Annotated in this window: 26 protein-coding genes and 1 tRNA gene; 17 read left to right on the top strand and 10 right to left on the bottom strand. The window is 69.5% G+C overall.

Annotation, left to right across the window (positions count from 1 at the left end; translation table 11 throughout):
• Positions 1-110 precede the first annotated feature (110 nt).
• The 6 genes from ACFVX4_RS02240 to ACFVX4_RS02215 all read left to right on the top strand — a co-directional run bounded on the left by ACFVX4_RS02240 (position 111) and on the right by ACFVX4_RS02215 (position 4,827).
• Positions 111-548, top strand: a complete 438-nt coding sequence (locus ACFVX4_RS02240) for a DUF3052 domain-containing protein (RefSeq protein WP_114244351.1) — start codon at positions 111-113, stop codon at positions 546-548.
• A 233-nt stretch (positions 549-781) separates the two neighbouring features.
• Positions 782-1,240, top strand: coding sequence for a peroxiredoxin (locus ACFVX4_RS02235; protein WP_266419646.1), 459 nt, complete (start codon positions 782-784; stop codon positions 1,238-1,240).
• Between the two features lie 146 nt (positions 1,241-1,386).
• Positions 1,387-1,962, top strand: a complete 576-nt coding sequence (locus tag ACFVX4_RS02230; protein WP_037696943.1) for a TerD family protein — start codon at positions 1,387-1,389, stop codon at positions 1,960-1,962.
• A gap of 170 nt (positions 1,963-2,132) precedes the next feature.
• Entirely contained in the window at positions 2,133-2,708 is a 576-nt protein-coding gene (locus ACFVX4_RS02225) for a TerD family protein (protein WP_266733268.1), read from the top strand.
• Positions 2,709-2,778: 70 nt separating this feature from the next.
• Positions 2,779-3,921 (top strand): DUF475 domain-containing protein, encoded by a 1,143-nt coding sequence (locus tag ACFVX4_RS02220; RefSeq protein ID WP_389971079.1) that lies wholly within the window; start codon positions 2,779-2,781, stop codon positions 3,919-3,921.
• A 171-nt stretch (positions 3,922-4,092) separates the two neighbouring features.
• The gene (locus tag ACFVX4_RS02215; RefSeq protein WP_266419652.1) at positions 4,093-4,827 is read left to right on the top strand and encodes a Tellurium resistance; all 735 of its coding nucleotides are present in this window, start codon (positions 4,093-4,095) and stop codon (positions 4,825-4,827) included.
• Positions 4,828-4,956: 129 nt separating this feature from the next.
• Here the strand turns inward: ACFVX4_RS02215 and ACFVX4_RS02210 are convergent, their stop codons facing one another.
• On the bottom strand, positions 4,957-5,826 hold the full coding sequence (locus ACFVX4_RS02210) for a TerD family protein (protein WP_389971077.1): 870 nt from the start codon (positions 5,824-5,826) through the stop codon (positions 4,957-4,959).
• Between the two features lie 220 nt (positions 5,827-6,046).
• Here ACFVX4_RS02210 and ACFVX4_RS02205 point away from each other — a divergent pair, with 220 nt between their 5' ends.
• The 4 genes from ACFVX4_RS02205 (at position 6,047) to ACFVX4_RS02190 (ending at position 11,433) form a co-directional block, all read left to right on the top strand.
• The gene (locus ACFVX4_RS02205) at positions 6,047-7,210 is read left to right on the top strand and encodes an HpcH/HpaI aldolase/citrate lyase family protein (RefSeq protein ID WP_389971075.1); all 1,164 of its coding nucleotides are present in this window, start codon (positions 6,047-6,049) and stop codon (positions 7,208-7,210) included.
• Between the two features lie 98 nt (positions 7,211-7,308).
• Positions 7,309-9,855: a phosphoribosyltransferase gene (locus ACFVX4_RS02200; RefSeq protein ID WP_389971073.1), complete on the top strand. Its 2,547-nt coding sequence runs from the start codon at positions 7,309-7,311 to the stop codon at positions 9,853-9,855.
• Positions 9,852-10,727, top strand: a complete 876-nt coding sequence (locus ACFVX4_RS02195; RefSeq protein WP_389971070.1) for an HAD family hydrolase — start codon at positions 9,852-9,854, stop codon at positions 10,725-10,727. Before ACFVX4_RS02200 ends, ACFVX4_RS02195 begins: the two co-directional genes overlap by 4 nt.
• 46 nt (positions 10,728-10,773) lie before the next feature.
• Positions 10,774-11,433 (top strand): O-methyltransferase, encoded by a 660-nt coding sequence (locus tag ACFVX4_RS02190; protein ID WP_389971068.1) that lies wholly within the window; start codon positions 10,774-10,776, stop codon positions 11,431-11,433.
• Between the two features lie 37 nt (positions 11,434-11,470).
• Here the strand turns inward: ACFVX4_RS02190 and ACFVX4_RS02185 are convergent, their stop codons facing one another.
• The 4 genes from ACFVX4_RS02185 to ACFVX4_RS02170 all read right to left on the bottom strand — a co-directional run bounded on the left by ACFVX4_RS02185 (position 11,471) and on the right by ACFVX4_RS02170 (position 14,757).
• Positions 11,471-11,698, bottom strand: a complete 228-nt coding sequence (locus ACFVX4_RS02185) for a zinc ribbon domain-containing protein (RefSeq protein ID WP_389971066.1) — start codon at positions 11,696-11,698, stop codon at positions 11,471-11,473.
• Positions 11,699-11,847: 149 nt separating this feature from the next.
• Positions 11,848-12,438 carry a DUF4383 domain-containing protein gene (locus ACFVX4_RS02180; RefSeq protein ID WP_389971064.1) on the bottom strand — a complete coding sequence of 197 codons (591 nt, stop codon included), beginning with the start codon at positions 12,436-12,438 and terminating at the stop codon, positions 11,848-11,850.
• Between the two features lie 163 nt (positions 12,439-12,601).
• On the bottom strand, positions 12,602-13,969 hold the full coding sequence (locus tag ACFVX4_RS02175; RefSeq protein WP_389971062.1) for a hypothetical protein: 1,368 nt from the start codon (positions 13,967-13,969) through the stop codon (positions 12,602-12,604).
• 71 nt (positions 13,970-14,040) lie between these two features.
• Complete coding sequence (locus ACFVX4_RS02170; RefSeq protein WP_389972066.1) at positions 14,041-14,757, bottom strand: DUF4097 family beta strand repeat-containing protein; 717 nt, start codon at positions 14,755-14,757, stop codon at positions 14,041-14,043.
• A gap of 300 nt (positions 14,758-15,057) precedes the next feature.
• Between ACFVX4_RS02170 and ACFVX4_RS02165 the strand changes: the two genes are divergently transcribed.
• Positions 15,058-15,129, top strand: a tRNA-Val gene (locus tag ACFVX4_RS02165).
• A 353-nt stretch (positions 15,130-15,482) separates the two neighbouring features.
• Here ACFVX4_RS02165 and ACFVX4_RS02160 read toward each other — a convergent pair.
• Entirely contained in the window at positions 15,483-16,061 is a 579-nt protein-coding gene (locus ACFVX4_RS02160; protein ID WP_389971060.1) for a fasciclin domain-containing protein, read from the bottom strand.
• A 463-nt stretch (positions 16,062-16,524) separates the two neighbouring features.
• Between ACFVX4_RS02160 and ACFVX4_RS02155 the strand changes: the two genes are divergently transcribed.
• A complete protein-coding gene (locus ACFVX4_RS02155) occupies positions 16,525-17,073 on the top strand; it encodes a DUF1062 domain-containing protein (protein WP_389971058.1) in 549 nt (182 codons plus the stop codon).
• 60 nt (positions 17,074-17,133) lie between these two features.
• Positions 17,134-17,571 (top strand): hypothetical protein, encoded by a 438-nt coding sequence (locus ACFVX4_RS02150; RefSeq protein ID WP_389971056.1) that lies wholly within the window; start codon positions 17,134-17,136, stop codon positions 17,569-17,571.
• Positions 17,572-17,660: 89 nt separating this feature from the next.
• Here ACFVX4_RS02150 and ACFVX4_RS02145 read toward each other — a convergent pair whose 3' ends face one another.
• Positions 17,661-17,735 (bottom strand): 50S ribosomal protein bL37, encoded by a 75-nt coding sequence (locus ACFVX4_RS02145; RefSeq protein ID WP_015034725.1) that lies wholly within the window; start codon positions 17,733-17,735, stop codon positions 17,661-17,663.
• A gap of 41 nt (positions 17,736-17,776) precedes the next feature.
• Positions 17,777-18,694, bottom strand: a complete 918-nt coding sequence (locus ACFVX4_RS02140) for a MerR family transcriptional regulator (protein WP_389972064.1) — start codon at positions 18,692-18,694, stop codon at positions 17,777-17,779.
• A gap of 94 nt (positions 18,695-18,788) precedes the next feature.
• On the opposite strand from ACFVX4_RS02140, the gene ACFVX4_RS02135 reads away from it, so the two are divergent.
• From ACFVX4_RS02135 to ACFVX4_RS02120, 4 genes are all read left to right on the top strand, one after another.
• Entirely contained in the window at positions 18,789-19,451 is a 663-nt protein-coding gene (locus tag ACFVX4_RS02135) for a hypothetical protein (protein ID WP_389971054.1), read from the top strand.
• A 141-nt stretch (positions 19,452-19,592) separates the two neighbouring features.
• Positions 19,593-20,027 carry a hypothetical protein gene (locus tag ACFVX4_RS02130; RefSeq protein ID WP_389971052.1) on the top strand — a complete coding sequence of 145 codons (435 nt, stop codon included), beginning with the start codon at positions 19,593-19,595 and terminating at the stop codon, positions 20,025-20,027.
• A 32-nt stretch (positions 20,028-20,059) separates the two neighbouring features.
• Positions 20,060-21,427 (top strand): DUF1254 domain-containing protein, encoded by a 1,368-nt coding sequence (locus ACFVX4_RS02125; protein ID WP_389971050.1) that lies wholly within the window; start codon positions 20,060-20,062, stop codon positions 21,425-21,427.
• A gap of 76 nt (positions 21,428-21,503) precedes the next feature.
• Positions 21,504-21,728, top strand: a complete 225-nt coding sequence (locus ACFVX4_RS02120; RefSeq protein ID WP_389971047.1) for a DUF2277 domain-containing protein — start codon at positions 21,504-21,506, stop codon at positions 21,726-21,728.
• Here the strand turns inward: ACFVX4_RS02120 and ACFVX4_RS02115 are convergent.
• Together ACFVX4_RS02115 and ACFVX4_RS02110 are read right to left on the bottom strand one after the other, a co-directional pair.
• Positions 21,715-22,386 carry a DedA family protein gene (locus ACFVX4_RS02115; RefSeq protein WP_385334448.1) on the bottom strand — a complete coding sequence of 224 codons (672 nt, stop codon included), beginning with the start codon at positions 22,384-22,386 and terminating at the stop codon, positions 21,715-21,717. The genes ACFVX4_RS02120 and ACFVX4_RS02115 overlap by 14 nt on opposite strands.
• A 245-nt stretch (positions 22,387-22,631) precedes the next feature.
• Positions 22,632-23,087, bottom strand: coding sequence for a DoxX family protein (locus ACFVX4_RS02110; RefSeq protein WP_389971044.1), 456 nt, complete (start codon positions 23,085-23,087; stop codon positions 22,632-22,634).
• Positions 23,088-24,002: the final 915 nt, after the last annotated feature.

Raw genomic sequence — 24,002 nt, 5'->3', positions numbered from 1 at the left:
CTCGCACGCTGGGTACTTGCGCGATCCGCCGCTCCCGTGTGGACTACGGCCAACGCCCCGCGCACGCGCGTGGCTGAAGCATTTTCCGAAACATGATCAGGAGGCAACCCGTGAGCGCGACCGCGGACCACGCGGAGGAGCGGACCAACCCGGCAGCACGCCTGGGGTTCGAGCCCGGACAGGTGGTCCAGGAGATCGGCTACGACGACGACGTCGAGCAGGAGCTCCGTGAGGGCATTGAGGCCACTACCGGCCAGGATCTCGTCGATGAGGACTACGACGACGTCGCAGACGTCGTCCTGCTGTGGTTCCGCGACGAGGACGGCGACCTTACGGACGCGCTGGTGGATGCCATTGGTCTGATCGAGGACGGCGGCGCGGTCTGGCTGATGACGCCGAAGACCGGCCGTGATGGGTACGTCGAACCGAGCGACATCAACGAGGCCGCTCAGACGGCCGGTCTCTCCCAGACCAAGAGCATCAACGCGGGCAAGGACTGGACGGGCAGCCGTCTGGTCACGCCGAAGGCGGCCAAAGCCAAGCGCTGAACCACCCTCGACACGCATTCGCCCTGAAGGCCCCCGACGGCACCGAGCCGCCGGGGGCCTTCGTACTGCCGTCGAGTGCCTACTGCCGTCGGGGGTCTTCGCGCAGCCGCCGGGCGGCCGGGGAGCGCCGGGCTGCGCCCGTGCGGGCGCTGCGTGGCCCGCTGCGGGCTCTGCGTAGGGTGGGAGCAACCCGGACGGCCCAGCCCGGTGAACGTAGCGAAGGGACGCTTTTCATGGCGATCGAGGTCGGCACCAAGGCCCCGGATTTCGAGCTGAAGGACAACCACGGCCGGACCGTGAAGCTCTCCGACTTCCGCGGCGAGAAGAACGTCGTGCTGCTGTTCTACCCGTTCGCCTTCACGGGCGTCTGCACGGGTGAGCTCTGCGCGCTCCGCGACGAGCTGCCGAAGTTCGAGAACGACGACACCCAGCTGCTCGCCGTCTCCAACGACTCCATCCACACCCTGCGCGTCTTCGCCGAGCAGGAGGGCCTGGAGTACCCGCTGGTCTCGGACTTCTGGCCGCACGGCGAGACCTCGCGGGCCTACGGCGTCTTCGACGAGGAGAAGGGCTGCGCGGTGCGCGGCACCTTCATCATCGACAAGGAGGGCGTGGTGCGCTGGACCGTCGTCAACGGTCTGCCCGACGCGCGCGACCTCAACGACTACATCAAGGCGCTCGGCGCGCTCTGAACCGGCACCGGCTGATCCGCCGGAGACCCGGCGAAAAGCCTGCTTCGCCGGGAACCGGTCACTAGGATCCAGTCGTTGATCGGATGCCAACGCAACGTGGAGGCGCCGGCGCCAGCCGGCCCCCAAGGAAACCAATGGGAGGACTCGTGGGAGTCAGCCTCAGCAAGGGCGGCAACGTCTCGCTGACCAAGGCCGCGCCCAACCTGACCGCGGTCGTCGTCGGTCTCGGCTGGGACGCTCGGACCACCACCGGTGGTGACTTCGACCTCGACGCCAGCGCCCTGCTGACGAATGCCGAGGGCAAGGTCGGCAGCGACGGAAACTTCGTCTTCTTCAACAACCTGAAGAGCCCCGACGGCTCCGTCGAGCACACCGGTGACAACCTCACCGGTGAGGGCGAGGGCGACGACGAGGTCATCAAGGTGAACCTGGCCGGCGTCCCGGCCGATGTCGACAAGATCGTCTTCCCGGTCTCGATCTACGAGGCCGAGACCCGGCAGCAGAGCTTCGGCCAGGTGCGCAACGCGTACATCCGCGTGGTCAACCAGGCCGACAACAGCGAGCTGGCCCGCTACGACCTGAGCGAGGACGCCTCGACGGAGACCGCCATGGTCTTCGGCGAGCTGTACCGCAACGGGGCGGAGTGGAAGTTCCGTGCCATCGGTCAGGGGTACGCCTCGGGCCTGCGCGGCATCGCGCAGGACTTCGGCGTCAACGTCTGAGAAGGCGCGACCGGGCCGGGCCGCTGAGGCGCGGCCCGGTTCACGCCAGCATGTACCTCGTCCGGCGCCGCACCCTCGTGCGGCGCCGGACGCGCTCGACAGACGGCTCGGGGGCTGCACGGCCCAACGGGCCCAGCAGACGGTTCATCGACTCGGGGAGGACACACACCATGGGCGTCACGCTCGCCAAGGGAGGCAATGTCTCCCTCTCCAAGGCCGCACCCAACCTCACCCAGGTGCTGGTCGGTCTCGGCTGGGACGCACGATCCACCACGGGCGCCGACTTCGACCTCGACGCCAGCGCGCTGCTGTGCCAGTCGGGCCGGGTGCTCGGCGACGAATGGTTCGTGTTCTACAACAACCTCACGAGCCCCGACGGCTCCGTGGAGCACACCGGCGACAACCTCACGGGCGAGGGCGAGGGCGACGACGAATCGGTCATCGTGAACCTCACTCAGGTGCCGGCGCACTGCGACAAGATCGTTTTTCCGGTCTCCATCCATGAGGCCGACAACAGGGGTCAGACCTTCGGCCAGGTCAGCAATGCATTCATCCGCGTGGTCAACCAGGCGGACGGTCAGGAACTCGCGCGTTACGACCTCAGCGAGGACGCCTCGACGGAAACCGCAATGATCTTCGGCGAGCTCTATCGGTACAACGGCGAGTGGAAGTTCCGTGCAGTGGGACAGGGGTACGCGTCCGGGCTGCGCGGCATCGCTCTAGACTTCGGGGTCAACGTTTCGTAAAGCCGCGCACGGCGCGGGGGAGCCCCGTACACCTCGGGGGAGACCCGTTACATACACGATGGGGTAGCCAGTGCTTCTGAAAACCTTCGGCTGGTCGTTCGCGATTACCGCGCTCGGCCTGGTCGCAGCTGTGATCTACGGGGGGTGGGAAGCCTTCGGGGTCGTTGCGATTCTTTCCGTCCTGGAGATCTCGCTGTCCTTCGACAATGCGGTGGTCAACGCCGGAATCCTGAAGAAGATGAATGCCTTCTGGCAGAAGATCTTCCTCACGGTCGGCGTGCTCATCGCGGTCTTCGGTATGCGGCTGGTGTTCCCCGTCGTGATCGTGGCCATCACCGCCAAGCTGGGTCCGATCGAAGCGGTCGACCTTTCGTTCAACCAGCCCGACCGCTACCAGGAACTGGTCACGGACGCCCACCCGGCGATTGCCGCCTTCGGTGGCATGTTCCTGCTGATGATCTTCCTCGACTTCATTTTCGAGGACCGTGACATCCAGTGGCTGCGCTGGATCGAGCGTCCGCTCGCCAAGCTCGGCAAGGTCGACATGCTGTCGGCCTGCATCGCGCTGATCGTGCTGCTGATCTCGGCCATGACCTTCGCGACCAGCGCGCACCAGCACGGTGGCGGTCACGCGGACAAGGCGGAGACGGTCCTGCTCGCCGGTGTCGCCGGTCTGATCACGTACCTCATCGTCGGCGGTCTCTCCGGCTTCTTCGAGAACAAGCTGGAGGAGGAGGAAGAGCGCGAGCACGAGGTCGAGGAGGAGGCCAGGAAGAGTGGCAAGAAGGTCTCCGCGATCGTGCTCTCCGGCAAGGCCGCGTTCTTCATGTTCCTCTACCTGGAAGTGCTCGACGCGTCCTTCTCGTTCGACGGTGTCATCGGCGCCTTCGCCATCACCAACAACATCGTGCTGATGGCCCTCGGCCTCGGTATCGGCGCCATGTACGTCCGTTCGCTCACGGTCTACCTGGTCCGCCAGGGCACGCTCGACGACTACGTCTACCTGGAGCACGGCGCCCACTACGCCATCGGCGCGCTGGCCGTGATCCTGCTCGTCACCATCCAGTACCAGATCAACGAGCTCATCACCGGTCTCGTCGGTGTCGTGCTGATCGCCTGGTCCTTCTGGTCCTCGGTCCGGCGCAACAAGGCGCTGGAAGCCGAAGGCGGCGACGACGCCGGTTCCAAGGCGGAAGTCCCGTCCGGGGTGTGACCCGGTAGGGATTGAGGAACGCTCTACGCGGGGCGGTCCGTGAGGCAACGGTTCTCCGGAGACATCCGGACCCGGCCCCGCGGCCGCCCCGCAGCGATGTGGGCGTCCCCGGCGAGGCACGGGGCGGCTGCGGGGGCCGGGGCACTTTTTCTACACGTGTGGGGGTTGGGGATGGCGTTCTGGGACAACCTGTGGCCGCGGCGGGAGGCACAGTTCGAGTCGGGCAGCGCGGCGACGAGCTCCATCGTGCTCTCCAGGCGGCACGCCACGGTCTCGCTCACCAAACAGGGCGCGCTGACCGGCAATCTGCGGGTCAACCTCTCCTGGCAGATGCGTACGTCGGACATCATGGGCCGGTCGCGGCAGAGCGGCCGGCTGCTGCGGCCGATGAATCTCTTCAAGCCCGAGGTGGTCCAGGCCCACACCCAGGGCATGGTCAACGTCGACCTGGACCTGGGCTGCATGTACGAGCTGAAGGACGGCACCAAGGGCGTCGTCCAGCCGCTGGGCAACCTCATCGGCGACCTGAACGGGCCGCCGTACATCCGGCTCAGTGGGGACGACCGCTTCGGTGCGCCTTCGGGTGAGACCGTCTACGTCAATCTCGACCAGCGCGACCAGATCAAACGGCTGCTGTTCTTCGTCTACATCTACGACCAGACGCCGGCCTTCGACCGTACGCACGCCAAGGTGACGCTCTACCCGGGCAACGGTCCGCGGATCGAGATCGAACTCGACGAGCATGCCCCGGAGGCCCGTTCCTGTGCCGTGTTCACGGTGGAGAACATCAAGGACGAGCTGATCGTGCGGCGCGAGGTGAAGTTCGTGTACGGATTCCAGTCGGAGCTGGACCGGCTGTACGGCTTCGGCATGCAGTGGGGGCGCGGCTACAAGTCCCGGACCTGAACGACGCCCGGGAACCGGGCCCTGAACGACGCCCCGGAACCCGGCCTCACCGGGGCCCGGGGGGCTTCGGAGCGATCCCGGCCCTCACCGGGGCCCCGGGGGACCTCGGAGCGATCCCGGCCCCGTCCCTCAGGACCGTACGAACTGCGGCCCCTGCGGCGGCAGCACGAAATTCGGGTCCGGGGCGGGCGCCGCGGCCGCGGCGGGCTGCGGATAACCGTAGGCCGGCTGAGCGGTGGCGGGCTGTGGGTACCCGTACGCGGGCTGGGGGGCGTGCTGGGCCGCCGCGGGCTGCGGGTAGCCGTACGCGGGCTGCTGGTGCTGGACCGTGGCCTGCGCGTCGGGGCCGGGTGCCGCTGCCGGCGGGAAGTCGGGCGCGGGCGGGAACCCGGGCGCCGTCACCGGCACGGGCGCGGGAGCCGCCGCGTGCGACGGGGCCGGCCCGGGTTCGGCCGCGGTCTCGTCGACCGAGATGCCGAAGGCGGTCGCCAGACCGACCAGCCCGGTCGGATAGCCCTGTCCCACGGCTCGAAATTTCCAGCCATCGCCGCGCCGGTAGAGCTCGCCGCAGATGATCGCCGTCTCCTCGCCGGTCTCCGGCCGCACATCGAAGACCGCGAGCGGATCGCCGTCGGCCGACGCCGCGTCGTACAGCAGGATGCGCAGATCGTGCACCTGAGCGAATGCGGCTCCGTCGGAGGACGCGGCGACGACCACCTGCTCGACCGAGGCGTCGAGCCCGCCCAGATCGGCCTCGATGGTGTCCGTGAGGCCCTCGGGGACACTGCGCTTCGGCAGCCGTCGTACCAGGCCGGAGGGGTGGCGGGGCTGGTTGTAGAAGACGAAGTCCTCGTCCGAGCGCACGCGGCCACCGGCTCCGAGCAGCAGCGCCGAGGCGTCCACATCCGGAACTCCGGTGCCCGGGGTCCAGCGCAGCACGGCCCGTACGGCCATGGCGTCCAGAGGGACGTTCGAGCCTTTCACCATCGCGTGCGTCATGCCCGTCATCCTGCCTGCTGGCTGCCCACGCGGACAACGCGGGGGTCGTACCAGGTGTCCGGGCGGCATACCGGAAGCACACGGTCCGCAGCGCCCCCACCCGTCGGGAAATGGACGAGTTACCCGGAATTCATGCACGTGGGGAACTGTTGACACCCGTCCATACGTACTATTACCGGCCATGCGTTGTCCGGCCGGTCCGGCAGTTCGGGGGAGTTACATGCGTCATTTCGGGCATATTGCGCCCACTGAGAGGGAGAGGCTGTTCTTCCAGGAGCCGTGCGAGTTCGGTCCGGGCTCGTCGGCCCGCGTGCTCGCGGCCGCCCTGGGGGCGACCCTGTACAGCCCTGCCACCCGGCCGAGGCTTGCTGACGACGTCATCAAGCAGGCCGGACGCGGTGTCGTCTCGATGGTGCTGTGCCTGGAGGATTCGATCGACGACTCCGAGGTCGCCGGTGCCGAGGAGAACCTGGTCGGACAGTTCGCCGACCTCGACGCGCGTGGCGCCGAGGTGCCGCTGCTCTTCATCCGGGTCCGGGAGCCGGGTCAGATTGCCGACCTGGTGCAGCGGCTCGGCTCTACCGCCCGAATGTTGTCTGGTTTTGTACTTCCGAAGTTCACCGAAGAGCGTGGCGTGCCCTTCATGGAGGCGCTCACCAACGCCGAGAAGACGTGCGGCCGACGCTTGTTCGCGATGCCCGTTCTCGAATCTCCCGAGCTGCTGCACCTGGAGACCCGCGGGGAAACTCTCCGGGGAATAGCCCGCACCGTCGACAAGTACCGCGAGCGGGTGCTCGCGCTGCGGCTCGGCGTCACCGACTTCTGCTCGGCGTACGGACTGCGCAGGGCGCCCGACATGACGGCGTACGACGTGCAGATCGTCGGCGCCGTGATCGCCGACGTGGTCAATGTGCTGGGCCGCGCGGACGGCACCGGCTTCACGATCACCGGGCCGGTGTGGGAGTACTTCCGGCTCCAGGAGCGCATGTTCAAACCCCAGCTGCGCCGCAGCCCCTTCCTGGAGGGCCGGGCCGAGGAGCTGCGCACGGCGTTGATCGAGCACGATCTGGACGGCCTGCTGCGCGAGATCGAGCTCGACCGGGCCAACGGCCTGCTCGGCAAGACCTGCATCCACCCGTCGCATGTCGCGCCCGTGCACGCGCTGTCCGTGGTCAGCCACGAGGAGTTCAGCGACGCGGAGGACATCCTGCGGCCGGAGCGCGGCGGCGGTGGCGTCGTGCGCTCCGCGTACACGAACAAGATGAATGAGGTGAAGCCGCACCGCGCCTGGGCCGAGCGGACCCTGCTGCGGGCCGAGGTCTTCGGAGTGGCCCGGCAGGACATCGGCTTCGTGGAGCTGCTGGCCGCGGGCCTTGCCGAATGAGCGAGCACTCGGCAAGGACGGAGAAGGCACGGCCGGAGAAGGCAAGAACAGAGAAAGCACGGACAGAGAAAGCACGGACAGAGAAAGAGACGGCGAACGTGGTGTGGTCGGGCAGCTGGGTGGCGGAGCGACTGGGCGTCGAGCTCGTCGGTGACGGGAAGCCCGACGGCGACAGCGAGCTGAGAGAGCTGCTGGGCCTCGCCCTGCGCCGCAACCCCAAGCGGGCCCACCTCCTCGTGTCGAACGTGCTCGGCAAGCACGTGCCGCAGAAGCCCTCCGTGGTGTACGGCGCCGGCTTCGAGCTCGGCCGGCGGGTGCGCGAACTCCTCGGTGACGCCGAGGCGCGCCGGGCCGTGGTACTCGGCTACGCGGAGACGGCCACCGGCCTCGGCCACGCGGTCGCCGACGGGCTGGGCGTGGCGCCGTACCTCCACTCGACGCGCCGCCCCGTCGAGGGCGTGGCGCGGGCGGGCGGCTTCGAGGAGTCCCACTCGCACGCCACCTCGCACCTGCTGCTCCCGGAGGACCCGGATCTGCTGGCGGGCGAGTGCGGCCCGACGGGCGCGGACGTAGACCCGGATGTGGGCGCAGACGCGGACGCGGGCATGGGTACGGGCGCAGACGCGGATACGTACGCAGGCGCGCCGCTGGTCCTGGTGGACGACGAATTCTCCACGGGCAACACCGTGCTCAACACCATCCGCGCACTGCACGAGCGGTACCCGCGCAGCCGTTACGTCATCGTCGCCCTGGTGGACATGAGGTCGCCGGCCGACCGGGGAAGGCTGACCGAGTTCGCCGCGGAGATCGGTGCCCGCGTCGACCTGGTGGCGCGCAGCTCGGGCACGGTCGCCCTCCCGGAGGGCGTCCTGGAGAAGGGCCAGGCACTGGTCGCCGCGCACGAAGGGGCCGGTCCCGCCGCCCCCCGAGCGGCCGTCGAGCCGGGGCGCCGGCCCTGCACCCGGGTGGACCTCCAGTGGCCCGCCGGTGTGCCCGACGGCGGACGGCACGGCTTCACCCCCGCCCACCGGGCGACCCTGGAGCCCGCCCTCCCCGCCATGGCCGCCCGCATCGCCGAAGCGCTGGGCGACGCCCGCCGCGTACTGGTCCTCGGCTTCGAGGAGCTCATGTACGCCCCCCTGCGCCTGGGCACGGCCCTGGAGGACCACACCGACGCCGAGGTGCGCTACTCCACCACCACGCGTTCCCCCGTCCTCGCCGTGGACGACCCGGGCTACGCGATACGGACCCGGCTGGTCTTCCCGGCCCACGACAACCCGGCCGACGGACCCGGCGACCGGTACGCGTACAACGTCGCGGGCGCCGGTTTCGACGCCGTGGTGCTCGCCGTCGACTCCGCCGCCGACACCCCCGAACTCCACGCCCCCGACGGCCTGTTGGCGCAGCTCGCCGCACACACCGACCACGTCCTGCTCGCGGTCGTCCCCTCGTACGTCCCGACGCGCCCCCGCACGGACACCCCTGAACGGCAGGAACCCCCCATGCTGCCCGAGCCCCTCCGCGGCCCCGCCTTCTCCTCCTACGCGCCGGACGAGGTCGGCTGGCTGCTCCAGGACCTCTCGGACACCGAGCTGGAGGCGCCCACCGAGGAGCGCGAGGAGGCGATACAGAGCGGTGGCGCGCACTACGCCGAGTCGCTGCCCGTCGAGTACCAGCCGTCCGCCCAGTACCAGGACCTGTTCAAGGCGGCGCTGGAGCTGTCGGCCGCCCGCGTCGCCCGCGCCGTGGGCACCGTCACCGAGACGGTGCTCGCCGAGCGCACCCCCCGCCCGGTCCTGGTCTCGCTCGCCAGGGCGGGCACGCCGGTCGGCGTACTCATGCGCCGCTGGGCCCTGCACCGGTACGGCATCGATCTGCCGCACTACGCCGTCTCCATCGTGCGGGGCCGCGGTATCGACGCCAACGCCCTGCGCTGGCTGGCCGCCCACCACGACCCGGCGGACGTCGTCTTCGTCGACGGCTGGACCGGCAAGGGCGCGATCACCCGTGAACTCTCCGTGGCGCTCGCCGAGTTCGAGGGCTTCGACCCCGAGATCGCGGTACTGGCCGACCCGGGCGGCTGCGTCCGCACCTACGGCACCCGCGAGGACTACCTCATCCCGTCGGCCTGCCTCAACTCCACCGTTTCCGGGCTGATCTCGCGGACCGTCCTCCGCTCCGACCTGGTGGGCCCCGAGGACTTCCACGGCGCGAAGTTCTACCGGGAACTGGCGGACACCGATGTGTCCGGCCATTTCCTCGACACCGTCGCCGCCCACTTCGACGAGGTCGTCGACGCCGTGGACGCCGAGGTCAAGGAGCTGCTCGCGGCCGACCGCGCGCCCACCTGGGAGGGCTGGGCCGCCGTGGAGCGGATCAGCGAGGAGTACGGCATCCACGACGTCAACCTCGTCAAGCCGGGCGTCGGCGAGACGACCCGGGTACTGCTGCGCCGCATCCCGTGGAAGATCCTCGCCAAGCGCGGCGCGGGCGCGGACCTCGAACACATCCGCCTGCTGGCCGAGCAGCGGGGCGTACCGGTGGAGGAGGTCGACGCACTCCCGTACACCTGCGTCGGTCTGATCCACCCGAAGTACACCAGGGGCGCGACGGGCGCGGACGGCAAGGCGGTGGAGTCGAAGTGACCACCCCGACGGCCCCGGCCACATCTGCTCCTGCTCCCGGTCCGGCCGCCGCCCCCGTGACGCTCGTCGCCAGCGACCTCGACCGCACCCTGATCTACTCCGCGGCGGCGCTCCAGCTCGCCATGCCGGACGCCGAAGCCCCCCGGCTGCTCTGCGTGGAGGTCTACGACCACAAGCCGCTCTCCTATCTCACGGAGACGGCCGCGGCACTGCTCGACGAACTGGCCGGCACCACGGTCTTCGTCCCGACGACCACCCGCACCCGCGAGCAGTACGGACGCATCCACCTGCCCGGCCCCGCACCGAGGTTCGCGATCTGCGCCAACGGCGGACACCTGCTCGTCGACGGCGAGTCCGACCCCGACTGGCAGCGGCAGGTGGCCCGCAGGCTCGCCGACGAATGCGCCTCCCTCGCCGAGGTCCGCGCCCACCTCCTGGCCGCGGCCGACCCCGCCTGGCTGCTCAAGGAACGGGTCGCCGAGGACCTCTTCGCCTATCTCGTCGTGGAACGCCCGCTGCTGCCCGAGGACTGGGTCAAGGAACTGGGGGAGTGGGCGCGGACGCGTGGCTGGACGGTCTCCCTCCAGGGCCGCAAGATCTACGCCGTTCCGGGCCCGCTCACCAAGAGCGCCGCGATGAACGAGGTGGCCCGCCGCACCGGCGCCACGCTCACCCTCGCCGCCGGCGACAGCCTCCTCGACGCCGATCTGCTTCTCGCCGCCGACCGCGCCTGGCGCCCGGCCCACGGCGAACTGGGCGATACCGGCTGGCACGCCCCGCATGCCGAGGTGACGGCCGCGCACGGCGTGGCAGCGGGGGAGGAGATCCTTCGGCACTTCCTCCGGGCCGCGGGCGAGGCAAGATCGTCCTGACGCCGGGCGCAGGCGCACCGGCCGATCGACGCATGAGGAGCGCAGGATGACCAAGGGCAACGAAACCAAGATCACGGACGAGCTGTACGCGTACATGCTGGCGCACAATCCACCGCTCGACTCGGTGCAGCGCGAGCTCGTCGAGACCACGTACGCACGCCTGCCCGAGCACGCCGGCATGCAGTCGGCCGAGGAGCAGGGACCGCTGCTCGCCTTCCTCGTACGGCTGACCGGGGCCCGGCACATCGTGGAGGTCGGGACGTTCACCGGATTCTCCGCCCTGTCGATGGCGCAGGCACTGCCCGCCGACGGACGGCTGATCGCCTGCGACATCTCGGAGGAGTGGACCGCCTACGGCAGGGAGGCCTGGGCGAAGGCGGGCGTCGCGGACCGGATCGAGCTCCGTATCGCCCCCGCGCTCGACACACTGCGGGCGATGCCGGCCGAGCCGCACATCGATCTCGCCTACCTGGACGCCGACAAGGGCAACTACATCCCGTACTGGGAGGAACTGGTGCCCAGGATGCGGCAGGGCGGTCTTGTCGTCACGGACAACGTGCTCTTCCATGGCGGGGTGACCGACCCGCGGGCGACCGGCGGAGCGGCGGCGATCAAGGAGTTCAACGACCATGTGGCCGCCGATCCGCGGATGGACAGCGTGCTGCTGACCGTGTCCGACGGCCTCACGCTCTCCCGCAAGCGATAGCGGAAGCGGCCCCGGGCCGCCGAGGGCTGCTCGCCGCTCAGCCGCAGCAACCCCCACCGCAGCAGCCGCCCCCGCCCCCGCCGCCGGCCGACGGGGCGGCGGGCGCGGACTTGGCGGACGACCCGCCGACGGCCACGGTGGAGAGCAGCTTCACGGTGTCGGCGTGCCCGGCGGGGCAGGAGGCCGGGTCGGAGGACCGAGCCATGGGGCGGCTGAGTTCGAAGGTGTCTCCGCAGGAGCGGCAGCGGAATTCGTAACGAGGCATGGCCCCAGGCTAACCGTCACCGCTCTGCCGGAGACAGACACCACGGGCGGCGGATGAGGGGCGGGTACGCGCACGAGTACGGGTACGGAGACCGGTACGGGCTCGGGCAGGGTTACGGACACCGGTACGGGCACGGGTACGGCGCCGGGTCAGGGACTACGCCGTACGCCTGGCATCGACGGCGTGGTCGCCTTCCGGTTCAGCCGCATTTCCCGCGCGGCTTCCTCGGGGTGGCGGGCCCGCCAGTACGGGTTGTCGTGCGGAAGGCCGCCGCTGACCCGTCCGTACATCCCGAAGACCATCAGCATCAGCCCCACCACAAAGCTGAACAGCACGTTCTGGATGTGGAAGGCGAGGAAGTTGTAGTCGGTCTCCAGCAGCGCGAGATTGACGAAGCCACTGAGGATGAAGGCGATGCCCAGAATCATGTTGAGCGTCGAGGCGAAGTTGCCGCCGATCACCATCCCGATGAACAGGAGCAGGCCGACGCAGATGGACAGGACGCTCAGGGCACCGTTGGTGTTGAGGCCGGCGACGGTGGCTCCGCCGGTGTTGAAGAAGCCGATCTTGTCGATCAGTCCCAGGACACCGAAGGCGAGCAGCACCAGCCCCATCAGCCCCGCCCCGACCCGATAGACGCGGCTGAGCCGGTGATCGACCGGCAGATGCTGGTCGAGCCGGGTGACCTTGCGGCGACGGGGCGACCGCCGTCCCGTGGCGTGCAGTGCATGGGTGGCCATGTCGGTCGGCCTCCTTCGGGCGTACTACCAGGATCCGCCCAAGGTGTGGCTGCCGCACACCAGAGAACCCGAGAGCCCGTACGCAGCCCGTGACCGAGCCCGTATGCACGGAGCCCGTGACCGACCCGTACGCACGGAGCCCGTAGCCGAGTGCCCGTACAGCTCAGGCGCCGGCCCCGCGCTCCTCACGGATCTCGGAGACCACCCGCGCAGCCGTCCGCCGCACCGCTTCGGTCTCGGTCAGGAAATGCCAGTAGTCGGGGTGACGCCCATCGAGTCCGGCGACGGCGCGATCCAGCCGGGCCACGGCATCGTCCAGCGGACGGGCGTGGCGCGGATCGGGCGTGCTGCGACCGGCCATGGCCAGGCGCTGCGCGTCCCGGACCGCGAACCGGGTCCGCTGGATCTCCTGCTGCGGGTCCTTGGCCACGTCGTCCAGCCGGTGCAGCCGGTCACCGGCCGCGGACACCGCCTCGTCCGTGGCGTTCAGCAAGGCGCGGACCGTGCTCAGCCGGGACGTCGCATCGGCCCACCGCTGCTCGTCCCGCGCCTGGGCGGCTTCCTTCAGCTTCTCCTCGGCCTGCCGCACATTGACGGCCGCCTGCTCGGGCACCGGCTGGAGATCCTGCCAGCACGCCGCCGAGAAACGCCGCCGCAACTCGCTCAGCACCGGCTCCACCGAGCCCGCCCGGGTCGTCAACGCCTGGGCGCGCGTACGCAGCGACACCAGCCGGTGGTCGATCTCGGCGGCGCGCTCGGGCAGCTGGGCCGCTTCGGACCGCACCGCCTCGGCATCGCGCAGCACCCGATCGGCGCGCTGCAAGGTTTCCGGAACGCCGTGCTGTCCGGCGCCCTGGTTGAGCTTGGTCAGCTCGGGGGCGAGCGCCGCCAGCCGGGCGGCGAGATCATCCGCCCGCAGCCCGGACGCGCGCACCGCGTCGAGAGCGTTGCTCGCACCGAGCAGGGCCTGCCGGGCCCGCTCCACGGCGGGCGCGAGCCGGGCGAGCTGCGTCTCCGCGCTGCCCAGCAGCGGACCGAGTCCCTGCGCGAACCGGTCCAGCTCGGCCTTGACCCGTACCAGCTCGTCCTTGGCCGTGGTCAGCTCGGTCCGCGCGCGGGCGGCGACCGACGGTTCCAGATCGTCCCGGTCCAGGTCGTGCGCATCGACCGCGGTGATGTACGTATGACTGGCCTCGTCGATCCGCCGCCCCAGGGCGGCGAAGTCGTCCACGGCCCTGCGCGCGGCGGGCGAGCTGTCCACCGCGGTGATCGTCTCGATCGAGATGCGCAGATCGCGCTGGGCCGTGTCCAGCTCGTAGAAGGCCGACGCTGCGGCGTCCTTCGCGGCCTGCGCCTCGACGCGCTGACCCTCCCCGCGCCCGCCGAACCAGCGCCTCGTACCGCCACCGGCGAAGGCGGCCGGCAAGGCGGCGGCGAGCAGCGGCACCGGCAACAGCATCAGCACGAAGACGTCCCTGACGGCGGAGCTCCCACCCGCTCTCGCTCGCGGCTGCGCGTGTGTCGCCGTCACATCCCTCTCCCGTGCCGTTTCGCCCTGCCCGGTACATTCTCCCACCAGGTAAGGACGAACACACAGGCCGGTTAGTTCACGCTTCGCACGGTGACTTCGCCGTTGTCGCTCCGGGCCTTCACCACATGGCTGCTGCCGTCGCTGCGCGGTGCGTCCACCGAGGTGCTTCCGTTGCGGGCGACGGCATCCACCGCATACCTCACGGAGCCGCCCGGCAGATCGATGGTGATCGCCCCGTTGTCGCTCACGGTGTCCACGAGATCCGGCACGGCCGCGAACCCCAGCCGGATGCTGCCGTTGTCGGACCGCGCCGACACGGACTTGGCCGAGACCCTCTCGGCGACGATGCCACCGTTGTCGCTCTCCAGCTTGAGCGGCCCGGTGGAGTCCCGGACGGTCACCTTGCCGTTGTCGGCGTGGAGGGTGAGGGGGGTGCGGAAGCCGGAAGCGACGACCGTCCCGTTGTCCCCCTTGACGACCACGGCCACCCCGCGCGGCACCTTCACCTGATGCTCCGCGGCACAGTCGCTGATCAACGCCTCGCACTTCACGCGAAGCGTGAGCGTGTCGTCCTGCATCTCCCATTGCGGATCGGGCCCGTTCCCGAACGCCACCCACCCGTCGACCCGACGGGTCACCTCGACCTTCTGCACATCGGCCGGTACGAGCTCCAGCGACGACTGCCCGGAATCGATGGTCAGCGTCTTCCCGCCCAACGCGAACGACTTGTGCTCGGTGGGCGCGCCGCCCACGTCCGTACTGCCACAACCGGCAAGAGCAAGAACCATGAACACGGCGCCACCGGACGCGATGAGAGTGCGGGTGCGGGTGCGGACTGCCACGATGATCTTTCCCCCAGGTCGTACGGCGGACGCTGCCGATACTGCGGACCTCACCGTACGTACGCGACCGCCTCCGACAGAATCCGGACGGCTACCGTATGCGGGGTGGGGATATCCCCCGTATACCCCCGCCACCACGCTCCGCCGTCTCGCCGGCTGCCGTCCCGTTCGCTCGTCCCGTTTGCTGCCGCCGGGGATCGTTTGTGACCATGGGCCGTAGTCCATGTACGCTGTTGCCTCATCCACGGGTGCGTAGCTCAGGGGTAGAGCGCTGCTCTTACAAAGCAGATGTCGGCGGTTCGAAACCGTCCGCGCCCACAGTAGGAAACCGCAGGTGAGAGCCTGATATGGCCCTCCGGTCGAACGTGACTGGAGGGCCTTTTTCATGATCGAGTCCACATGGATGCCACATCCCCGAAGAGATGAGCGCCTCTCATCATTCGATAGAGGTCTGGTCCAAGGTGCCGGCAGCGGGTGCACATCGGTCTCGTCGAAGTGCCCAGTCTGCCCAGCCTGCGCGCTTCTCCCGCTCGGCGTACAGATCGAATCCAGTGGTTGCAGGTCCAGAGACCGAGCTCTGCTACCCGTGATGACGGTCCTGCCTCTCTGAACCACGGAGGCAGGACCGTACACCTACTACCGGCCGACCGAAGCCTGCCGGAGGACTACTCCTAGGACGGGGGCATGAGGACCGTGTCGACGAGATAGACCGTGGCGTTGGCCGTCTTGATGTCCCCACAGACGATCTTCGCGGTGTCGTTGACCTTGAACGACGTGCCCGACCCGGAGGTCTTGAGCATGGAGCCCTCCAGCGTCTTGAAGCTGCCGTTGGGAAGCTCGCTGGGGGTGATGGTCTTGTCCACGACGTGGTAGGTCAGGACCTTCTTCAGCTGCGCCTTGTCCTTGAGGAGGCCGGCAAGCTGCATCTTCGAAACCTTGTCGAAGGCCGCGTTCGTGGGGGCGAAGACCGTGATGGGCTTCGCGTCGTTGAGCTTGGTGGTGAGCCCGGCGTCCTTCAACGCGAGTACCAGCATGGTCAGTTTCGGATTGTTGGCCGCTGCGGTGGCCACGCGTTCCTTGGACATGCCAGCGGCGCTGCCCTTGCCGCTGTGCGGCAACGAGGAGCATCCCGGACCGAACGGGCTCGGTGTGTCCGCGAACGCTTGTGGAGCGAGAGCACCGAGCGAGAGCGGGAGGGCCACCACAGCGGTGAGTGCTGCGGTGCTCGTGCGGATGCGATGTGAACTCATACCGATTCCTCTTCCCTCTAGGAGGAGGTCCGTGAGGTGTCGATGCCGACCCTCGTAGGACGAGGAGTGTGGCCGCTTCTGGCCGGGGTGTCGCGTGCACCGCTCCGGCGTACCCAGTGGGCCATCGGAACAAGGTTAGGCATCGTCAGCGAGAATCGCACCCCGAAGACGATCGCCTGGTTGTGCCACGCGCCCACCACATGCGAAGCCGCCTGATCTACATCGATCCGACTCCGGCTCCGCCCGTGATCCGCCGGACAGGACCTGGCGGTGAGGCGTTCGAAAACCAGTGGAGCAGCGCCGCTGTGCGCCGCTACCGTGCTGCCGAGCCAAGTCGTCTAGTAGTCAAGGACGTTCCGTTGTACACCCTGTGAGACCTCCCGAGTGCTGATTCGTCGCGCGTCGCGCCTGTGCGCCGCGCTCCTTTCTGCTGCGGTCTTCTCACTGAAACCGGTGTACTTCTGTGCTCAATAACTGGGTGGTCGTGCCCACCTGCCTGCCGCTCGTGCTCCGCCGTTGCCATGTGTGCGCGTCCGAGCGCTTCAAGGCAAGCGGTAAATTTCGCGTCAACGCAAACCACAAGCTCATCGACGCCTGGCTCCTCGCGCTCTGTACCGCTTGCGGGGAAACTGCGAAGCTCACGGTCCTGGAGCGGATGAATGTGCGCTCCGTACGACCTGAGCTGCTGGACCGGCTGCATGACAACGACCTTGGCCTGACAGCTGAGCTGCTCCAGGATCCGGTCGTGCGGCGCCGTAATCGCATCGCCCTCGACTGGGACAACGCCTGGCGCCTCGACACCGACGGATCGGATCACCTGGACCGCGAGGTGATCGACGTCTCGGTCCGCTTTGCGGCGCGGATCCCTGTCCGGCCGGTGCGACTGATCGCTGAAGGTTGCGGTCTTTCGCGGGCCGAGGTCGAGAGGCTGATCACGGAGGGGAAGCTCGTTTCGGCAGTCCGGCTGACCGGCAAGCTCTCCGGCGACTTCACCTTCATGCTCAAGCGCTGAGCCCTCCTCGAGGCCAGGGGCCTGTCCGGCAAGATCCGCCGGGCAGGCCCCTGGTCCGCCATGGTTGACGAGGCGAGGCACGATCTCCACCGCGGCGGAGGCTGGTTCTCGTACGTCATCCAGAAGCGCAAGGAAGCCGAGCGCAAGGAAGCCGAGCGCAAGGCGAAGGCGCCCGCCGGCGCGAAGGCCCCCAGCAGCTGTCATCATCAGCGGATGACGGGCGAGCAGCTGCCGGCAGGGTGGACTCTGGAGGAGATCCGCAGCGTCTCCGGCGACCGGGAGGCGACAGTGCTCGACAGCGGTCGCTCTGTGAGGTGGCTGGGCTGGCCGGGGGAAGACGAACAGCTCTGCCCTGAAATCGTCTTGGGATTCCACGGACTGTGTCTGGTGAAGCCTGTCGGCGACGACGACTGGTACATGGGGAGTCTGAACGACGACGGCAGCGTCGACTGTTGGAGTGCCTACGCCGATTTCCGCGAGGCGCTGCGCGGACTGTAGTGCCGAGCGCATCTGCCGGTGCCCCGGGAGGCACGTGCTCTTCCCGGGGCACTACGGAGCAGGGTTCCAGGGAACTCGGTGGGTTCCGTTCAGGCGTTGGGGCGCTTGCCGTGGTTGGCGTTCTTCTTCTTGCGGGCGCGGCGCTTGTTTCCTCGCTTGGCCATGAGATACCTCCCTCACCTGGGGTTTTCGTGCCTCCGTCAGTTTAGGTTCGGCCTGCCTCGGGCGCATCAGCGGTGTTGTCCGAGGCCAAGGCCTCGATGAGCCAGGTGAAGGCCGGTCTCGGGTTGTCCGGGGGTGGCCAGGAGTTGATTACGGCGAGCAGGTGGAGGTAGCGCTGACGGCGGGGGTCGTTCGCCGTTTCCAGGAGTGGCAGCAGGTCGTGGCCTGTGGTGTGGGCGTATTCGGCCGTGATCGCCTTGACGACCGGGGCGGCCTGGGGCGATGTCGGGGCGATGCCCGCTCGCAGGGCCGGGGTGACGTGGTCGCGGACCATTGCGGCGGGGTCGGGGCGGGTGACGTCGGTTGTTACGTGGTCGGCCATGCGTCGCACGAGGGCGGCGAAGTCCGGGTCCTGGGTCAGTTCGGCCAACTCGATCCAGGCTTCGACCTGTTCGGTGTCGGGGTTATCGGGCAGCTCCGGGGTCATCGAGCGCCTGATTCCGGCGAACCCCGGCGCGGCGTCCGGGCCGCCGAACGCGGTGGCGAGGAAGTCGTCGATCAGGTCGCGGCGTTCGTGCTCGGAGAGCCTGGCCAGTTCGTGCATGGGTTCCAGCTCCTCAGGTGCGGAACCGCGCCTGGCCGCTGCCGCCGGCACCGCGCGTCGCATCCGCAGCGTACGGATCTGCACCGTCAGCGCCTGGGCGTGCGCTGCGGCGACCTCGGGGAGGGAAAGTTCGCGGTCGGCGACCTTGCGGATCGTGGGAAGGTCCAGCCCCAGCTCGCGCAGCGTCCGGACCAGGCGGAGGCGTGCGACGGCGTCGGGACCGTAGCGGCGGTAGCCGGCCGGGGTGCGGTCGGCAGGGGGCACGATCCCGCGGTCGGAGCAGAACCGGATGGTCTTCACCGTCAGCCCGGTCAGCCTGGCCAGATCCTCGATCGGGAGGAGCGCGTCGCCGTTCATGTCCGCGACCTTCGAGCCTCCCCCTGCGGGAGAGTCAAGGCCGGGCCCGCCGTAACGTGTCTTGTTCACGTCAGCACCATCCCAGGGGGGATACATGTCGTACGGCTATCCGCCGCCCCAGCCCGGTCAAGAGCCTCAGCCGGGTCAGCAGCCTCAGCAGCCTCAGCCCGGTCAGCAGCCGTCCTCGTCGCCGTACGAGCACTGGCCGCAGCCCGGCCCCGGGGCGTACGGCTATCCGCAGCCGCCGAGGAAGTCCCGTACCGGGCTGATCGTCACGCTGTCCGTGGTCGGCGGGGTGGCCCTCGTGCTGGCAATCCTGCTGGCGCTCGGGGTGCTGATCGCCGTGATGAGCGGCGGCGGCTCGTCGTCGACCTCCAGGACGAAGCCGTCGACGGTGGAGGCCACGAAGAGCGAAGCGCCGGTGCCGGGTGATGCCTCCGATGCGCCCACGGAGCTGCCGGCCCTCGAAGGCACGGATGCCTCGGGCGATGTGCGGATCACCCGGTGCGAGGTGGACTCGTTGACCGAGTGGCCCGACGCGGATGTGGAGATCGTGAACCACTCCGACACCCAGGCGTCCCACATCGTGTCCGTGGAGTTCGTGGACGGGGAAGGCACGCGCCGGGCCTCGGGGCTGGCGACGGCCACCGACCTGGCCGCGGGGCAGAAGTCGGTGCAGAAGGCCCAGGGGCTGGGGAAGGTCCCGGGCAAGATGACGTGCAAGGTCTCGAAGGTGACGCGGCTTCCCTCCTCGTAGCGAAGGCCGCGGAGCGGCTCCTCGGCCCCGCGCGCCGCGGTCCGGGCCGTCACCCGCATGGGCGCGTCCGAGTGGTTGTGCGGGACGGTGCCCGGCAGGGTCGGTTCTGTCCCACAGTCCCGATCCGGCCAAGGAGTCTCGATGGCACACTCAGCGTCCACGTCCGGTCCGGCCGGTTCCGCCGGCCAGACGGACATCAACCCCTGGGCGGCCAGCGGGATCATCTTTGCCGGTGTTCTGCTGCTCGTCGACGGCGTCCTCGGAGTGATCAAGGGCATCTCCGGTATCGCCTCCGACGATGTCTACGCGCAGGTCAGGAACTACACGTTCAAGTTCGATGTGACCTCATGGGGATGGATCCACCTCGTCCTCGGCATCGTCCTCGGCATCGTCGGCTGGGGCATCCTCAAGGGCGCGGCCTGGGCCCGTGCCACGGGTGTGGTGCTCGCTGCCATCAGCCTGATCATCAACTTCGTCTGGCTGCCGTACCAGCCGATCTGGGCGATCGTCTCCATCGCCATCGACGGGTTCGTGATCTGGGCCCTGTGCACGGAGAGCTCGAAGGCGGTCATCTGAGCGGGGGACGGCGCCAAGGGCCGGAGGCAGAGGTGGAACTTGCCGCTCTTGCCGCCGAGGCGTACGTCTACGGGTATCCGCTGGTCCGTGACCTGTCGGTGGTCGAGGGCTTCATGCACACGGGTTTCGGGCCGCTGCCGCCCGCACCCTTCAACCATTTCGCGCACGCGGGCCGATCAGCGCCGCCCGGCGCGCCCCTCATGTCCGTCGACGACGACACCGTCCGCTCCATCGCCCACCTCGATCTCTCCGGTGGGCCGGTGCTGCTCCATGTCCCCGGTGCGGACGGGGTGGACGGTGCGGGCGGTGCGGGTGGTGCGGACGGTGCGCACTGCGTGTTGCAGTTCGTCGACGCCTGGACCAACAACTTCGCGTACGTCGGTCGCCGCGCGACCGGCATCCGGGCCGGGGAGTGGCTCGTCGTGCCGCCCGGCTGGGCGGGCGATGTGCCCGACGGTGTGCTCGGGGTCATCGACGCGCCCACCTCCGTCGTCTCCGTCATCGGCCGCGACGCCTCCGACGACTCCGAAGACCCGGAGCGGGGCCGCGTGCTCCGGGCACAACTGGGCGTCACGTATGTCGAACCGGGCACGCACCGTACGGGACTGCCCGCGCCCGACCCCGACGTACCGGAGTCGCTGCGGTTCTTCGAGCAGCTCAGGGTGTGGATGGCCGACTTCCCGCCGTCCGCGCCCGACCAGGCGTATCAGGACCGGTTCCAGCCGCTGGGGCTGCTGGAGGAAGGTCCCTCGCCGTACACCCGTGCCGATCCCGCCCTCGTACGCGCGCTGACCGAGGGCCTGGCGCGGGGGAGGGCATGGGTGGAGGAGGCCGGCCGGGCCTCGGCGGGGCGCGGGGGATGGGTGATGGATCCGCATCTCTTCGACTACAACCTCGACCACTACGGTGTCGGAACCATCGACTCCCCGGAGTGGCGGATCGCCGACCGGGAGGCGTCCTACCGGACCAGGGCGGTGGCGGCACGGTGCTCGCTGTGGGGCGTCCACGGCTACGAGGCGGTGTACGCCCATACCTTCCGCGACGCCGGGGGCGAGCGGCTGAACGGGGCCTGCTCCTACGTCCTGCGCTTCGATGGACGGCCGCCGCCGGTCGAGGCATCCTGGTCCCTGGCCGTGTACGACACGACCGGTCAGCACCTCGTCGAGACCCCGGGGACGCGACGGCGCCCGGTCGGTGACCGTACGCCTGGCCTGGTGTACGGGGAGGACGGTTCGCTGACGGTCCACCTCCGGCGGGAGCGGCCGGAGGACCCGGTCGCGGTGGCGAACTGGCTGCCCGTGCCCGACGGGGACTTCCGGCTGGTGCTCAGGCTCTGTGCGCCGGGGCCCGAGATCCTCGACGGGACGTACGAGATCCTCGCAGTCGAACGGATTCGGTGAAGGGGACGGCGGACGGGCCGGGACGGACGGGCCGGAGAGTCGGGCGACTGTCAGTGGTCCGGTTCACACTGGAGACATGTGCCGCAGCATCAAGACCCTTCGCCCGCCCGCCATCCCCGAAGAGGCCACCGAGGAGGAGATCCGGGCCGCCGCCCTGCAGTTCGTACGCAAGGTGTCCGGCTTCCGCGCTCCGGCCGCGCACAACCAGGAGGTGTTCGACCGGGCCGTCGACGAGATCACCGAGGCGACCGTCGGACTGCTGGACGGGCTGGAGATCCGGGGTGTGGTCAGGACGCCGTAGGGGCCGTCGCGGTCGCCGACGCGGCGGCGGCCGCTTCCGCCGCCGGGCGGCGCATGAGATACGCGGCCAGGGCGCCCGCCATGAACAGGGCGAGGACCGAGACGGCCGTGCCCACCCACGTCGCGCCGAGCCACTGGCCGCCGAAGTAGCCGAGGCCCACGCTGTAACCGGCCCATGCCACGCCCGCCAGGGCCGACCAGGGCAGGAATTCCTTGACCTCGCGATGCGCGGCGCCCGCGCCCAGGGAGACCACCGAGCGTCCGGCCGGGGCGAAGCGGGCGATGATGACGAGGATGCCGCCGCCCCGGGCGAGGGCCGCGCCGAGGCGTTCCTGTGCGGAGGTGAGGCGGCGGGAGCGGGCGATGGCCCGGTCCAGGCGTTCCCCGCCACGCCAGGCCAGCCGGTACGCGACGAGGTCGCCGAGCACCGAGGCGGTGGCCGCACAGAGGATCAGGGCGAGGAGCGAGGGAACCTCGGTCACCTGCTCGGCGGCGCCCGCACCCGCGACGGTCGTCGAACCGGCGGCGGCAGCCGTGGCGGCGGTGATCACCAGCACCCCGCTGGGCAGCAGGGGCAGAAAGACGTCCAGGAGCACCGAAAGCGCGACCACGGCGTAGATCCATGGGCTGCTGGTCAGCGCGCCCACACTCTCAAGCACCTACTACTCCCCGATTCGGAACAACGCCGCGACGTCGCAGGGGAGCGGCAGGAGCGGCAGGGTCAGCTGTACAGCGTACGCCTGGCGTTCATCCGGTGATCCACAAATACGAGCGATGTTGGGAACCTCACGTACATCCGGAAATGGGAAGCCTCGGTTCCGGGCGCATGCCCGGATGTACGTGAGGAACGACCCGCGCGGGCGCGGGAAACGGACGCGGGAAACGGCCTGCGCGGATGCGCGGATCAGACCGTGACGGGCGGTGCCTGCTCGGACTCGCGCTCCTTTTCGCGCTCCGTGCCGCCCCGGCTGAACAGCCGGTCCAGGGCCAGTGCGCCGGGGCCGGTGAAGACCAGCAGGAGGAACGCCCAGCAGAAGACGGCCGAGGGCTCACCGCCGTTCTGCAGCGGGAACAGCGCCTCGGGCTGGTGGACCTTGAAGTACGCGTACGCCATGGAGCCGGAGCAGATCAGGGCGGCGATACGGGTGCCGAGCCCGAGCATCACGAGGATGCCGCCGATGAACTGGATGACCGCCGCGTACCAGCCGGGCCAGGTGCCGGCGGGTATGGAGTCGCCGTTCATGGCGCCGCCGAGGACGCCGAAGAGTGAGGCGGCGCCGTGGCAGGTGAAGAACAGGCCTATGACGATCCGGAAGAGGCCGAGTGCGTAGGGCTGAGCCTGGTTCAAGCGTGTCTGCATGGGGGGGAGGGCTCCTTCGGTCTGGTGGGGACGTGAACCGATTGAGTGCCTCAGATTAGGCAAACCTCACCAATGCTTGCAAGTTCAACATTCTGTCGACTGGCTGAAAATCGCCCTGTGGTTGTCGGTCAGCCTTCGGTTCGGAACCGCCTTCAACTGCGAACCTCCCTTCACTGCCTTGGCCTGAACCAATGGCAGCGCAGCTTTCCGGCCACGCAGGGGCAGGGGCGTGGGCCGGTTGCCGAATCACGGTTCGCAGGTTCTGTACCACTGGACCGGCGATGCGGCCGTCCGCACGCGCCGCGCGAGCGGCCCGCCGATCCGTCGTCCCGCCCGGCTCCGGCCGAAGCGGAAGCCGGCCTGGGGCGGGCCGGGGATCGCGTGGTGCGCGGGCGGGCAGGTCAGCCGCGTGTTGCGGGCCTCGGGGGCGCCGCCCGGCGCCGATGTGGACGGTGGGGGCTCCGCGATGTGCGCGCGGCGCACAACGCCCGACAGCACACAAACCGCGTCGGAGCGTCCGGACCCCGGCCCGCCCGCCGGGATCGGCTCCCTCGGCTCCCGGCGGGAACCGGGGAAGGTCGTTCAATGTGGCAGGTCGCGGCGCCGGTGCGGCTTCTCGCCGACGGGTGCCAGGCGTCCCCCGGGCCTGCCGGGTCCGCCGTGATGCAGCGCCGCGCTCCACTGCTCCGTGCTGTGGACCAATGGCGGCCAGGAGCCGCGGCGGCGAGGTGTCGATCGAGAGGCGGTCGTACGAACCGGGGGGTGGCGACAGCCTCCTCGCGGCCCCGGGCCTCCTCGGCGCCGGGCGCCGACCGCCGCTGCTCGGCGAGCGCGCGGGGCGCGCGGGTGTCGGCCACGAGCGGCCGTACTCGGCCGAAAACACGCCGATGGCTCCGGCGCGTGCGAGTGGAGTCT

The sequence above is a fragment of the Streptomyces sp. NPDC058240 genome (genome assembly GCF_042882135.1).
Taxonomy (GTDB): Bacteria; Actinomycetota; Actinomycetes; order Streptomycetales; family Streptomycetaceae; genus Streptomyces.
The sequence above is the reverse complement of the archived record's forward strand: the minus strand, read 5'-3'. Positions and strand labels throughout refer to the sequence as shown.

Bases quoted from the DNA above. Each gene is read 5' to 3' on its own strand.
- ACFVX4_RS02160 (WP_389971060.1), bottom strand. From the start codon at position 16,061: ATGAGTTCACATCGCATCCGCACGAGCACCGCAGCACTCACCGCTGTG.
- ACFVX4_RS02150 (WP_389971056.1), top strand. From the start codon at position 17,134: ATGGTTGACGAGGCGAGGCACGATCTCCACCGCGGCGGAGGCTGGTTC.
- ACFVX4_RS02140 (WP_389972064.1), bottom strand. From the start codon at position 18,694: ATGAACGGCGACGCGCTCCTCCCGATCGAGGATCTGGCCAGGCTGACC.
- ACFVX4_RS02210 (WP_389971077.1), bottom strand. From the start codon at position 5,826: ATGACGCACGCGATGGTGAAAGGCTCGAACGTCCCTCTGGACGCCATG.
- ACFVX4_RS02225 (WP_266733268.1), top strand. From the start codon at position 2,133: ATGGGCGTCACGCTCGCCAAGGGAGGCAATGTCTCCCTCTCCAAGGCC.
- ACFVX4_RS02215 (WP_266419652.1), top strand. From the start codon at position 4,093: ATGGCGTTCTGGGACAACCTGTGGCCGCGGCGGGAGGCACAGTTCGAG.
- ACFVX4_RS02120 (WP_389971047.1), top strand. From the start codon at position 21,504: ATGTGCCGCAGCATCAAGACCCTTCGCCCGCCCGCCATCCCCGAAGAG.
- ACFVX4_RS02170 (WP_389972066.1), bottom strand. From the start codon at position 14,757: ATGGTTCTTGCTCTTGCCGGTTGTGGCAGTACGGACGTGGGCGGCGCG.
- ACFVX4_RS02190 (WP_389971068.1), top strand. From the start codon at position 10,774: ATGACCAAGGGCAACGAAACCAAGATCACGGACGAGCTGTACGCGTAC.
- ACFVX4_RS02235 (WP_266419646.1), top strand. From the start codon at position 782: ATGGCGATCGAGGTCGGCACCAAGGCCCCGGATTTCGAGCTGAAGGAC.
- ACFVX4_RS02180 (WP_389971064.1), bottom strand. From the start codon at position 12,438: ATGGCCACCCATGCACTGCACGCCACGGGACGGCGGTCGCCCCGTCGC.
- ACFVX4_RS02130 (WP_389971052.1), top strand. From the start codon at position 19,593: ATGGCACACTCAGCGTCCACGTCCGGTCCGGCCGGTTCCGCCGGCCAG.
- ACFVX4_RS02110 (WP_389971044.1), bottom strand. From the start codon at position 23,087: ATGCAGACACGCTTGAACCAGGCTCAGCCCTACGCACTCGGCCTCTTC.
- ACFVX4_RS02135 (WP_389971054.1), top strand. From the start codon at position 18,789: ATGTCGTACGGCTATCCGCCGCCCCAGCCCGGTCAAGAGCCTCAGCCG.
- ACFVX4_RS02205 (WP_389971075.1), top strand. From the start codon at position 6,047: ATGCGTCATTTCGGGCATATTGCGCCCACTGAGAGGGAGAGGCTGTTC.
- ACFVX4_RS02185 (WP_389971066.1), bottom strand. From the start codon at position 11,698: ATGCCTCGTTACGAATTCCGCTGCCGCTCCTGCGGAGACACCTTCGAA.